The organism is Streptomyces sp. NPDC058231, assembly GCF_042882275.1.
GTDB lineage: Bacteria > Actinomycetota > Actinomycetes > Streptomycetales > Streptomycetaceae > Streptomyces.
In genome coordinates this window covers 16,049-29,512 of record NZ_JBHVWN010000028.1, presented here as the reverse complement: position 1 = coordinate 29,512, position 13,464 = coordinate 16,049, and the positions used below count along the sequence as shown (strand labels likewise).

The following is a 13,464-nucleotide window of genomic DNA, read 5'->3' as shown; positions in this document are numbered from 1 at the left end:
ACCGGTGTTCCCCGAGGCCAGGCCACCTGGGAATGGCCGCGGCGCGGTCTCCGACCGCGGTCGGGAGCTGCCGGTCCGTCCCCGGCAGCTTGCCGTTCTACGGCGGAAGCCCAGTACAGTGCCGTGACCATGGCACAGGATTCCCAGGGGCGGAGCGGACGCCCGGCGCCCCGCGGCGCCGGGGTCCCGTTGCTGACTCTGCATCTGCTCGGCGGTTTCCGCGCCGTGCGGGGTGAAGCCGAACCGGTCGTGGAACGGTGGCGGCGTCTCAGCGCCCGCACCGTCGTCAAGATGCTGGCCCTCGCCCCCGGTCACCGGCTGCACCGGGACCAGGTCATCGAGGTGTGCTGGCCGGAAGTCGACCCGGACACCGCGCGCCGCAGCCTCAGAGTGAGTCTGCACACAGCCCGTCACATCCTGGAACCCGAACTCGCGCCGCGCGCCTCCTCCTCCTACCTCACCACCGACGGCGACCTCCTCAGCCTGGTGCCCGGAGCGGTCGAAGTGGACGTGGTGGCCGCCGAACGTGCCGCGGTCGCGGCGCTCGACTCCGGCAGCCAGGACGCCCTCGCCGCCGCGTGGGCCACGCTCAGCCAGGAACTGCTTCCCGAGGACCGGTACGCGGCCTGGGCGGACACCCGGCGGCGTGAGCTCTCCTCACTCCGCCGCCGCCTCGCCCTCTCGCTCGCCGACCTTCCGGGCGCCGCGAACCACGCGCAGCAAGTGGTCTGGATCCTGGAGCGCGAGGTGGCCGCCGACGAGCTCGACGAATCTCTCCACCGGCGCCTGATGGACGCCCATGTGGCAACCGGTGACCACAGCAGGGCGGTCGAGCACTACGGGCGGCTGCGGGAATTGCTGCAGCAGCAACTGGGCACGGACCCGGAACCGCAGACCCAGGAGTTGTACCGCAGGACCGTGCACCACGTCGCGTCGCAGGGCCGGTCCCTCACCCGGCCCGGACCGCCGGCACCTCCCGCCCTTCCGGCCCCGCCGGCGGCGCTGCGCCGGGCCGAAACCATCCCGCTGCGCGGGCGCGACAGCACGCTTGCCGCCGTACTCGCCGGGCTGCCCGCCCGGAACGGACACCCGGACTCCGCCGGTGTACGGGGAACCCCGCTCACCGTGGTGAGCGGCGAGAGCGGAGTAGGCAAGACCCGGCTCGCCGCCGAGGCCGCGAGGGTCGGCGCGGCCGACGGCATCGCCGTGCTGTGGGGTGCCGCCCACGAGGCCGAGGGCCCCCTGCCGTACGGGGCGATGGCCGACGCCCTGTCCGGCTGGTTCGCCGACCGGCCGCCCGCCGAACAGGCAGCAGCTGCCACCGCTCACCCGGAACTCGGCGCCCTGCTGCCCGCGTTCGACACCGAACCCCTGCCGGGCCGCACCGCCGAGGAAGAACGCGCACGCATCTATCGCGCGGTGGGCGCGCTCCTCGCCTCCCTGGCCGAGCACCACCCGGTGCTCGTGGTGCTGGACGATCTGCACGCCGCCGACTTGGGCACGCTCAGGCTCCTGCACCACCTCGTACGCACGGTCGGCGAGCGACCCATCCGCTTCCTGGCCACCCTGCGCGAGGAGGACCTGGACGAGGGCGACGAGCGCCGGACCGTGCTCGCCGCGGCGACCCGCCAGGGGCTGGTCCACCGCGTCGAGCTCATGCGGCTGGCCCGCGCCGACTGCGACCTGCTCGCCGCCGACGTCGCACGCACAGCTCCTGCCGGACCACCATCGCCGCAGGACGGCTCCGACAGCGGGACGACGCCGTCGCCCCTGATGCTGGAGACCGTCTACCGGCTCTCACGCGGCAACCCGCTGTTCGCCGCCGAACTGGTCCGGGTGGCACGCGAGAGCGCGGACAGCGGTACGTACGGACACCCCCACCACCACGACCGGGTGCCCGAGTCGGTCCGCGAAGTGGTGGCCCTGCGCATCGCCCGCTTCGCGCCACATGTCCGCAGGACGCTGGAGGTGCTGGCCGCGGCCGGTGGAGAAGCCGCGCTCGACGAAGCCGCAGAAGTGGCGCTGTCCGGGGTGCACCCGCCGATCGACGGCCCTGTCTTCTCCGCGGCACTGGACGCACTGGTGGCCGCCGGAGTGATCGACGAATGCCGGATCGTGCATCTGGGCCGGAGAGTCGAAGGACTGACCTTCCGCCATCCGGTGGTGGGACTCGCCGTCTACGAACGACTCACTTCCGCAGTCCGCCGACAGCTCCACCTCGCCCACGCACAGGCGGTGCGCCGCCATCGCCCCGAGGCCGTCGAAGCACTCGCCCACCACCTGGACCGGGCCGACGCACCCGAAGCCGCCGTCTGGCTGCGCCGCGCCGCCGAACGGGCCGCACACCTCTACGCCGACGACAGCGCCGCCCGCTACTACGCGGACCTCGTCGCCCGATTGGACACCGCCCCCGACGACGGTGCCGACGCCGCCCGTACCCGGCTCGAGTGGGCCGGCGTACTGATCCGCCAGGCCCGCCACGCACAAGCCGAACAGGTACTGCGCACCGCGCTGGCGACCGTACGCCGACTCGGTGACCAGGACACCGCCGTACGCGCCGCCGCACTCCTCGCCGAGACCCTGGGCAGGGCGGGGCGGCCGCATGAGGGCATCGAGCTCCTGGACGGCCCGGCCGCACCGCCGGTCGCCGGTAGCGGCCCCGACGCCGTCGCCGCGTACCACCTTTCGCTCGCCCAGCTCTGGTTCCTCGTCGGACGGTACGACGACGCCCTGACCAACGCCGCACGGGCGGTCTCCGCTGCCCGCTCGGCAGCCGCGGGCCGGACAGCGGGTCTGCTCGGCCGGGCGCTGCACGTCCGCTCCGCCTGCCTGTTGCTGATCGGCCGCCAGAGCGAGGCACGGGCCGCCGCGGAAGAGGCACTGCCCATCGCGGAACAGGCGCTCGGCGACCTCTCCCTGCAGGCGCTGCTGCTGTCCACGCTGCGCGAACTGGCCGAGCAGAGCGGCCGGTTCGATCAGGCCGAGGAGTACGCCCAGAAGGGCCTCGCCCTTGCCGTACGCACCGGCGACCCCGCCGCGGTCGCCTTCTCACGGGCCAGCCTTGCCCGGGTGTACCTCTGGCTGGGCCGGTTCGGCGAGGCACGCGAGGAGGCCCGCACCGCCGTTGCCGAGGCACGGCCGTACGGCTCCAGCTGGTGCCTGGCGTACTGCCTGATCAGCCGGGGCGAGGTGGAACTGCGTACGGGCGAACTGGACCGGGCGAGCCGTTGGCTGAACGAAGGGGCGGCCGAGGCGCGGCAGCTGGGCGACCACCAGGCGGAGCATGCAGCCCGTGTACTCCTGGCTCAACTCGACCTTGCCGAGGGGGAGCCGCAGCGCGCGCTCACCAGGCTTCGCGAGGCCGGGGAGGACACCGGTACGGGCACACCCGTTCCCGGACCCCAGGGCACGACGGCCGTGGGGAGCGGCGCCCTCACCCTTGAGGCGGAGGCCCTGCTCGCATCCGGCAGTCCGGCCGAAGCCGCCGAGCTCGCCCGCCGGGCACTGGTGCGGACACGGGCAGGCCGGGACCGGCCGGCCCAGGTGGAGGCACGCCGGGTCCTGGCCCTCGCCCTTCACCACTGCGGTGAACCGCACGAGGCGCGACGGCAGCTGCGCGGAGCCCTGCGCCTGGCCCGCGCGATGGGCCACCGTACGGCGGAGGAACGGCTGCTGCGCGCGGCGGCATCCACCGCGTAGGAGCGCTGTCACCAGGGAATTCGCGTGTGAACTTTTCGGTAACGCGCGGCCTCTACTGTCCTCGACGGAAGCAGGCGAACACCGGCGAGGAGCCCCTCATGTCAGCACGACACCCCGCGGCGGCCGTAGTGGTCGAGGCGGGTGGGGAGCCCTGGTTCCGGGTCGAGCCGCTGCTGGACCGCCGTACCCGGGAGATGGCCGATCACGGCGCACTCGAAGTCGTGACCGCGAATCCGGGTGTTCGCAGCGCGGTACCCGCCTGGTGCATGCGCAGGGGAGTTGTTCTTGAGGCCACCGCCGACAGGAACGGCTCGACCAGCTTCCGCATACGCATTGGAAGTCCGTCGCTCCCGGAGGTTCTGTGAGACCCCTCGTCCGTACCGCGCTGTCCGCTGCCACGGCGGCCGTGCTCGTCTGCTCAGCCGGGCTGGCCGGAGGAACCGCGACAGCGGCCCCCGGCACACCGGCCCCCACGGCAGACGGCGCCACGAAGACATCCACCGTCACACTGATCACCGGTGACCGGGTCACCATCACGACCGGCGCCGACGGCAAGCCTTCGTACTCCGTCGCGCCCGTCCCCGGCGTCGACCGCACCGGCGTCACCTTCTCGGTGAACACAGTCGGCCCCGACACCTATCTGATCCCCTCCGACGTCGCGGAACTCGCCGGTGCCTCAGGGGTGCTCGACCGCAACCTCTTCAACATCACCCGCCTGGTCAAGGAAGGGCTCGACGACGCGCACACCACGAGCGTGCCCCTGATCGTGCAGCGCGCCGACGGCGAAACCGTCTCCGGCGTCAGCGGCCTGACCGAGGGACACTCCGTCGACGTGCTCGGCGCGTACGCGGCGAAGCTGAAGAAGTCCGCCACCGGAGACTTCGGCAAGCAGCTCACCGACGCAGCGACGACCGCCGTCCCGAAGGCCGACGTGAAGGCCGCCAAGGACCGCAGATCCGTCGTCCCCAAGACGCAGCTGGCCGGCAAGGCCGGCCGCCTTGGCGGCATCAGCCACATCTGGCTCAACGGCAAGGTGAAGGCCGCCGACTGGGACGTCAACCTCACCCAGGTCGGTGCGCCGACCGCGTGGAACGCCGGTGTCACCGGGCAGGGCGTGAAGGTCGCGGTCCTGGACACCGGCATCGACGCCGACCACCCCGACCTGGCCGGAAAGGTCGACGCCGAGGCGAACTTCACCCCGGCGCCGTCCATGATGGACATCGTCGGCCACGGCACCCACGTGGCGGGCACCATCGCCGGCACCGGCGCCGCAGCCCCCGGCGTGCGCCAGGGCGTCGCCCCGGGTGCCCGCCTCATGATCGGCAAGGTCCTCGACGACACCGGCCAGGGCGACCTGTCCTGGGCCGTCCAGGGCATGCAGTGGGCCGCCCAGAACGGCGCCGACATCGTCAGCATGTCGCTCGGCTCCGGTCCCACCGACGGCACCGACCCGGTCAGCGCCGCGTTGAACCAGCTCAGCGAGGAGTACGGCTCCCTCTTCGTCGTCGCGGCCGGCAACACCGGCCCCGCTGCGAGCAGCGTCTCCTCGCCGGCCAGTGCCGACGACGCGCTCGCCGTCGCCGCGGTCGACTCGACGAGCACCGTCGCCTCCTTCTCCAGCCGCGGCCCGCGCACCGGCGACAACGCCATGAAGCCGGAGATCTCCGCGCCCGGCGTGGCGATCACGGCACCCAAGTCCTCGGGCATGAAGGCGACCACCCCCGACCCCAAGTACGTCACCATGAGCGGCACTTCCATGGCGACACCGCACGTCAGTGGCGTAGCCGCACTGCTCAAGCAGGAGCACCCGGACTGGTCCTGGAAGCGGCTCAAGGCCGTCCTCATGGGCACCGCGACGGCAGCCTCCGGCGGTATGTACGCAGTCGGCGCGGGTGAGGCGAACGCCCCGGCCGCCCTCGCGGCCAAGGTGGTCACCGACACCGGCAAGTTCGACTTCCCGCTCGGAGAGTCCACCGACCCGGTCTCCAAGACCGTCACCCTGACCAACACCGGGGACTCCCCGACCACGGTCAAGCTCGGTTCCACGATCGACGGTTCCGAGATCCCGGCCGCGGCGCTGAGCGTCACCCCGGCCGAGGCGACCATCCCGGCGGGTGGTTCTGTCGACGCCACCGTCACCGTGGACGGCAGCAAGGTCCCGGTCGTCGGTACGACGGCGACGAGCCTCACCGGCGCGCTGACCGTCACTCCCGACAGCGGCACCGCGCTGCGCCTTCCCGTGGCCGCCTCCCGCACCCGCTGGCTGACCATCACTGCCCACACCACCACGGGCGCACCCGCCGCAGGTGCCTTCACCGCCGTCCTCAACCTGGACAACGGCACCTACACTTCCGGTCAGCTCGGCGCCTCGGGCACCGTCCGCGTCCCCGTGCTCCCCGGCCGCCTCGCGGTCACCAGCACCATTCAGGAGCGCGACGCCGCCGGCAAGCCGATCAACAGCATCGTCACCGTTGATGTCCCGGCGGAGGTCACCAGCATCGCCCTTGAGGCGAAGTCGGCCGTCCCGATCTACGCCGACCTGCAGCAGGGCGGCACCCGCGAGGAGATGGGCCTCTACCAGCTCAGCCGGGTCAACGAGACCACGCATACGCTGATCTCCAACGCCTTGATCGGCGGCGGCGCCTACGGTCCTCTCGAGCGTGGCGCGATGCGCATCAGCCCCACGAAGGGCAAGGTCGAGGACGGCACCGTCTGGTTGGACGAGCACTGGACGCTCGCCAACAAGGACAGCAGCAACACCACCGGCGACGCCACCCGCCTCTACGACCTGGTCTGGCACCGCAGCAGCGTGCCGGCCAACCCGGTGCACACCCTCGGCAAGGACGACATCAAGCGCCTGGCCAAGGTCGACACCGACATCTACGGCATGAACGAGGACGCTCACCGCAGCCAGATCGGCATCACGGCGATCGGTGAGGAGATAGTCGGCCTCAACGTCACCACCCCCTCCTACGTCCAGGCACCCGTCCACCAGACCCGGTACTACACCGCCAACGGCGTCTACTGGGCCAAGCTCGGCTTCCACTCGGACACGGTGAAGAGCGGCACGCTCTCCACCAACCTCTCCAAGCTCGGCATCACGTACAAGAACGGTCAGCACACCTCGGAGCGTTGGTGGGGCGGCCCGCTGGGCGCCACCGGCCAGGCGGCGCTGATCGGCGACAACCTCAGGACGAACATGCAGGACCTGACCGACTCCGACGGTCACCTCGGCACCTACGGCGAGTTCACCTCCCCGCAGGTCGGCACGGGCGGCATGCGCATCTACCGCGACGGTGTCGCGCTCACCTCGGCCGGAGGCAACACCGCGGTCGACGGCTCGACCGCAGCCTCGTACCGCATCGAGCGCGACTACGACGCGCAGGACGTCTTCCCGAGCGGTGGACGCATCTCGTCCGTCTGGGAGACCGAACCGGTGAAGGCCGACGCAGACGGCTCCCCGGCCCTCCTGCCGCTGGCCAACCTGGTCTGGAGCGCCCGCAGCCTGGACCTGTCCGGTCGACTGACCGCCGGCCGCAGCACCGTCCTGGACGTGCAGGCCACCAGCACCGCCCTGGACCCGGCGGACCGGCGCTTCGCCGGGGCGCTGGCCGCCTACACCCTCGACGGCGGCAAGACCTGGAGGTCGGTCAAGGCCCACGCGGTCGACACCCGGGGCCAGTACCGATTCACCGTGCCCGGCTCCGGCCTGAAGACCGGAACCTGGCTCGGCGTACGGTTCACGACCCAGGACCGTGCCGGGAACTCCGTGTCCCAGACGCTGCTGCGAGCCGCCCTGGCACGCTGACGCACGGATGATCTGCAAGGGGGCCGGCTGCCGGGAATTCCTGGCAGCCGGCCCCTCCTGTCATGAACCGGGGCGGTGGCCAAGGACGACACGCCGGATCCTCGCGGGTACGGGCGCCGCCCGCAGCGGGCCCACCGCCGGCCGGCCGGTCGATGAGCGGGCGCTCCTCACCCAACTCAGGTGTGAGTTCGCCTACGTGATTTTTGCTCAGCCACGGGTGCTCCCGCCGGGCCTTTCGAGCGGGCACCGTGCCGGCCTTGCTCCCGCCGCTCACGGCGTCAGTAGGCGGTCATCGGCCCGCACGTTCGAGGAACTGGACGGCTCTTCTTCCGCCGGAGGGTTGACCGGTCTGCGGCGCGAGTTTACAGTCCTGCAATGTGTTCGCGGCTGTGTATGTCATCTACATATGTGGACGGCCGCGTGATTGACTCGAAGGAGCGAAGTTGTCGGCGTTCGAAGGTGTTCTGTTCTTTCCGGTGACACCGTTCACCGCGTCGGGCTCGGTCGATCTGGACGTGTTCGCCGAGCACGTGCGCACCGGGCTCGCGTCGGGACCGGGTGGTGTCTTCGTGGCCTGCGGCACCGGTGAGTTCCACGCTCTCGAACCCGGCGAGTACGCGGACCTGGTGCGTACCGCTGTGGAGACCGTCGACGGGAGGGTGCCCGTCTATGCCGGAACCGGCGGTGCCCTGCCGCTCGCGCGGCAGTTCGCGCGGGCCGCGAGCGACGCCCGCGCCGACGGACTGCTCCTGCTGCCGCCGTACCTGGTGACCGCGCCGCCCGCCGGGCTGGTCGCCTACACCAAGGCCGTCGCGGAGGCGAGCGACCTGCCGCTGATCGTCTACAACCGGGGCACGGCCCGATTCGACCCGGCCTCTGCCGTCGAGGTGGCGCTGCTGCCCCAGGTGGTCGGCTTCAAGGACGGCCGCGGCGACCTCGAAGAGCTGTCCCGCACCGTGACCGGGATCAAGGCCGCGCTGCGCGACGGCGGCAAGCCGTTCCAGTTCTTCAACGGGATGCCCACCGCGGAGGCGACGGTGCCCGCCTACCGGGGCATCGGCGTCGATCTGTACTCCTCGGCGGTGTTCTGCTTCGCCCCGGAGATCTCCAACGCCTACTACCAGGCGGTCGCCAAGGGGGACAACCTGCTGGTCGAGCGCTTCCTCACGGAGTTCTTCCACCCGCTGATCGCGCTGCGCGACCTGGTTCCCGGCTACGCCGTCTCCCTGGTCAAGGCCGCAGTCCGGCAGCGCGGTCTCGATGTCGGCGGGGTCCGGCCGCCACTGGTCGAGCCCGTTCCCGAACACCTGGACGAGTTGCGGCGGATCACAGCGGCCGGCCTCGCGATCTGCGCGGAGGTGGCGGCCCGATGAGCGGCATCCGGATCACCGGGGTGACGATCACCCCCGTCGCCTTCCACGACCAGGCCCTCCTCAACGCGGTGGGAGTGCACGAGCCGTTCGCGTTGCGCGCCATCATCGAGGTGACCACCGACCAGGGGCTCACCGGTCTCGGTGAGACGTACGCGGACGAAGGCCATCTGCGCCGGCTGGCCGCCGCAGGCGACGTGCTCGTGGGGATGGACGTCCATGCCCTCAACGCGATGCACCGCCGTGTCGGCCAGGTGCTCGCCGGTGACGCGGGGTCCGACGGCCACGGTCTCACCGGCATGATCACCTCCAGCAGCACCGTCGACCGGGTGTTCTCTCCCTTCGAGGTCGCCTGTCTGGACATCCAGGGCAAGGCGGCCGGGGTGCCCGTCAGCGACCTGCTCGGCGGCGCGGTCCGGGACGAGGTCCCGTTCAGTGCCTATCTCTTCTACAAATGGGCCGGTCACCCCGGCGCCGACCCCGATCCGTACCCCGAAGCACTGGACCCGGAGGGCATCGTCGCCCAGGCCAGGCGCATGATCGACGAGTACGGTTTCTCGGCCATCAAGCTCAAGGGCGGTGTCTTCCCGCCCGAGGAGGAGATCGAGGCGGTCCGCGCGTTGCGCGAGGCGTTCCCCGGCATTCCGCTGCGACTCGACCCCAATGCCGCGTGGACGGTGGAGACCTCTCTCAAGGTGGCACGCGAACTCGACGGTGTCCTGGAGTACTTGGAGGATCCGACCCCCGGCCTCGACGGGATGGCACGGGTCGCCAGGGAGGCGGGCATGCCGTTGGCGACGAACATGTGCGTCGTCGCCTTCGACCAGCTCGCCCCGTCCGTCGCTCAGGGATCGGTTCAGGTGGTGCTCTCCGACCACCACTACTGGGGCGGACTGCACCGCTCGAAGCTGCTCTCCGGTATCTGCGAGAACTTCGGCCTCGGCCTGTCCATGCACTCCAACTCCCACTTGGGCGTCAGCCTCGCCGCCATGACCCACCTGGCCGCCGCCACCGCGAATCTCACCTACGCCTGCGACACGCACTGGCCGTGGAAGACCGAGGAGGTCATCGAGCCCGGACCGCTCACGTTCGAGAACGGTGCGGTGAAGGTGCCGCGCGGCCCCGGGCTCGGCGTCGAACTCGACCGCGACGCGCTGGCCCGGCTGCACGAGCAGTACCTCACGTGCGGCCTGCGCGACCGGGACGACACCGGCTACATGCGCAGCATCGACCCGACGTACGAGAAGAAGACGCCCCGCTGGTGACCGCCGCGCCTGCGCGCGGCACTCCACCGACCGCACGAACATCGAGGCCCGCAGGACAACCGCTCTTCAGCAAAGGTGCGTTGAGAGGAAATCCGTCATGCCGTTCCACAGATCCGTGCGCGTACGCGCCCTGCTCGCCGGGGCTGCCACCGCGGGCGCCCTGACAGCCGTCGGGGCGCCCGGGGCGACTGCCGTCCAGGTGCCGGTGAACGCACGCCCGCACGGCGACATCGTCGCGACCGACCCGGGGCTGCGCTTCACCGGCCGCTGGGACCGGCACCACGGAGCCGGCGGCGACGAGGCCGCCACCGTGAACTCCGGCTCGGCGGTGTCGCTGCGTTTCACCGGCGACGACCTCACCGCACTCCTCGACGTCTCGACCGTCACCGTCGCCCCGCAGATCTGGGTGACCGTGGACAACGGGCCGCGCGGTCTCGTCACGGCGGACCGCGCGGAGATCGACCTGACACCGCAGCGTCTGCGGCCCGGGGCGCACACCGTCCGTATCGACGTCAAGGACACCGACCAGGTCACCAACCGATGGGTGCCGCCGCTGCAGTCGGCGGTCGTCCTGCGGGGATTCCGGCTCGCCGACGGAGCCCGGCTGCTGCCGCCGCCCCGGCCCGAGCCGCTGAGCATGGCCTTCTACGGCGACTCGATCACCGAGGGCATCCGCGCGCTCGGGATGCCTCTCACCCCGGACGGCGCCGACGGAACCCGCACCTATGCGGCCCTGACCGCGCGGGCCTTCGGCGCGGGGTTGACCCAGGTCGGCTTCGGCAAGCAGGGCGTGATGCGCCCGGGCGTCGGCAACGTGCCCTCCGCACCCGAGTCGTTCGGCTACGACTTCCAGGGCGTGCCCGCGCAGGGCGGCCCGCAGCCGGACGTCGTCGTGCTGCTTCAGGGGTCCAACGACAGCCAGGTCACCGACGAGGAGTTCGCCCCGGCGTACCTGGCGTATCTGCGGCAGGTACGTGCGTCCGCGCCGCACGCCTGGATCCTGGCCATGGAGCCGCTCATCGGCCGGCACGCCCTGCCGATCCATGACGACGTGACCGCGCTGGGCGACCCGCGGATCGCCTACGTGTCCACCGACGGCTGGCTCGACCGCACCAGCACCGCGGACTACACCGACACCGTCCACCCCACGGTGGCCGGGCACCTGACCGTGGCCGAGCACCTCGTGCCGATCGTGCGTGACATCACCGGACTGACCGTACGGAGCGCGCCGGTACAGGTCACCGCACCGCCCGTGACGGCAGCCGCCGGACACCCGGTCACCGTCCCGGTGGCCGTCCACATCAACCGGCTGTGGGCGGCACGGCGGCCCGCCCGCGGAAGGGTCGTCGTGACACCCCCGGCCGGATTCACCACACCGCGCACCTCGATGCCGTTCACCGCCGGCCCCGACGGCCGCACGGACGTGACGGTGCTGCTGCGCGGCACGCTGACGGACGGTGCCACCGGTGCCGGCGGCGAGGTCCGGATCCTCGTCGACGGTCAGACCGAGACCCTGCCCGTTCCCTTGACGGTGGTCGCGGACAGCCGCTCCTGAACACAGCCCGCGACCAGCCGCAACTCCAGAGCCGCGATCCAAGAGTTCCGCCAGTCCCCTGAGGAGAGTCACCACATGAACGAGCGACACGCGCCGGTACGCACGCCGTCCGCCAAGGGCCGCTGGACCAGATCCCTGCTGGCCGTCGCCCTCGCCGCGGGCGCTGTCGTCCCCGCAGGCAACGCCGTCGCGCAGGGCGTCGACGACCCGGCCGCGACCACGAAGCCGATCGCCCTGAGAGTCCCCTCCCACGGCGACGGCGCCACGCTCACCGACGGTCACCAGGGCTTCTCGGTCGAGTCGGCCGACTTCGCCCACGGCTTCCTGACCGAGGACCTGATGGCGCAGCGTATGAAGACCCTCGGCCACAACGGGGTTCTGCGCCTGGGCGGTTACTCGATGGACCTGGTGTGGCCGGCCTTCGGCGCATACGCGGGCTCCCCGGCCCCCGCGGAGGCGATCGGTGGCACGGTCGATCAGTCCGACCTCGACGCGCTCAAGGCACTGCTGCGAGCCACCGGCTGGAAGGCCACGCTCGGTGTCCCGCTGAAGGCCGTGATCGACCCGGCGAAGCTCAAGGACCCGACGAAGGACCCCGCGCCGGCGGTGACGATGGATCAGGTCATCGCCGAGGTGAAGGCCGCCCACGCCACGTTGGGCGACGACCTGCTCTCGGTCGAGGTCGGCAACGAGTTCGACAACGTCACCACGCTGACCGGCGCGGAGATGTGGAACACGATGAAGTCCTACCAGGCGGCCATCCGCGCCGCCGTTCCTCACGCGAAGATCAGGGTGGCGGGCCCCTCGGCGAACACCGCCGCCACCAACACCAAGCTTCAGGATGTCAGTTCGGCCGCACTCGCGGACTCCTCCGTCAAGCCGCAGAGCATACTTTCGGAGCTGTCCTCGCACCTGTACCCGGGGAGCCACTGCGGTACCTCCACGATGACGATCCCGCAGCTGATGTCGGCGGACACCTACACCAGGACCCGGACCAAGCTGGACGGCATCAGGGCGATCGGCGAACAGTTCGGCGGCCGGATCCCCATGACCATCAATGAGTCCAACAGCGCCTCGTGCAGCGGCCAGCCGGGCGTCAGCGACTCCTATGCCACATCGCTGTGGTCGCTCGACTACCTGCTGCAGACCGCGCAGAGCGGCATCGACCGGGTGGAGTTCCACACGAACACCGCCGCCGTCTGCGGAGACTTCAAGCCCCGCACCTCGGCCGACTACCCGATCTCGTACCGCTATTACGGCGCCTTCTGCGCCTCCGACCAGACGGCACTCGCGGCCGGCCGGCTCGCCGCCGCACCCCTCTACTACGGACTGTGGGCGTTCCACCAGGTGCCGCAGGGCAAGTTCGTGGATCTGGCGCCGGCCGATTCGGACCTGGCCACGGTCCGGGCCTACGGGGTCGAGGGACGGGACGGTTCGCTGACCGTCGTGCTGATCAACGTACAGGACCCGGCCACGGCAGGCAGCAGCGACGACTCGGTGACGCTCGCCCTGCCGAAGGGCTACCGCAAGGGGCGTGCGGTCACGTTGCGCAGCTCCGCCCCGGAGGGCCTGGCTTCGCTGGACGCCGGCCGGATCACTCTGGGCGGCGCCTCCGTGACACCGACGGGGGCGCCCTCGGGTAAGCCCGCGGCCGTCCCCGTGCCGGTCGGGCACGGCTCCACCACCGTCGATGTCGCCGCGGGCACCGCGCAGATCATCACCTTCACCCGCTGACCGGTCGGTGGTCCGTGCCGGGCGAACCGAGTG

Annotated in this window: 7 protein-coding genes; all 7 read left to right on the top strand. The window is 71.3% G+C overall.

From position 1 onward, the window contains the following. Window positions 1–129 precede the first annotated feature (129 nt). The 7 genes from ACFVXE_RS20010 (at window position 130) to ACFVXE_RS19980 (ending at window position 13,431) form a co-directional block, all read left to right on the top strand. Window positions 130–3,699, top strand: coding sequence for an ATP-binding protein (locus ACFVXE_RS20010; protein ID WP_389672678.1), 3,570 nt, complete (start codon window positions 130–132; stop codon window positions 3,697–3,699). 98 nt (window positions 3,700–3,797) lie between these two features. Further along, window positions 3,798–4,064, top strand: coding sequence for a sulfurtransferase TusA family protein (locus ACFVXE_RS20005; protein ID WP_389672677.1), 267 nt, complete (start codon window positions 3,798–3,800; stop codon window positions 4,062–4,064). Continuing rightward, a complete protein-coding gene (locus ACFVXE_RS20000) occupies window positions 4,061–7,507 on the top strand; it encodes a S8 family serine peptidase (RefSeq protein ID WP_389672675.1) in 3,447 nt (1,148 codons plus the stop codon). The genes ACFVXE_RS20005 and ACFVXE_RS20000 overlap by 4 nt, the downstream gene beginning before the upstream one ends. 443 nt (window positions 7,508–7,950) lie before the next feature. Then, window positions 7,951–8,880, top strand: coding sequence for a 5-dehydro-4-deoxyglucarate dehydratase (locus ACFVXE_RS19995; RefSeq protein WP_389672674.1), 930 nt, complete (start codon window positions 7,951–7,953; stop codon window positions 8,878–8,880). Then, window positions 8,877–10,142 (top strand): glucarate dehydratase family protein, encoded by a 1,266-nt coding sequence (locus ACFVXE_RS19990; RefSeq protein WP_389672672.1) that lies wholly within the window; start codon window positions 8,877–8,879, stop codon window positions 10,140–10,142. The genes ACFVXE_RS19995 and ACFVXE_RS19990 overlap by 4 nt, the downstream gene beginning before the upstream one ends. Before the next feature lie 97 nt (window positions 10,143–10,239). After that, window positions 10,240–11,697: a GDSL-type esterase/lipase family protein gene (locus tag ACFVXE_RS19985; RefSeq protein WP_389672670.1), complete on the top strand. Its 1,458-nt coding sequence runs from the start codon at window positions 10,240–10,242 to the stop codon at window positions 11,695–11,697. A gap of 75 nt (window positions 11,698–11,772) precedes the next feature. Beyond that, window positions 11,773–13,431: a glycosyl hydrolase family 79 C-terminal domain-containing protein gene (locus ACFVXE_RS19980; RefSeq protein ID WP_389672668.1), complete on the top strand. Its 1,659-nt coding sequence runs from the start codon at window positions 11,773–11,775 to the stop codon at window positions 13,429–13,431. Window positions 13,432–13,464 lie beyond the last annotated feature (33 nt).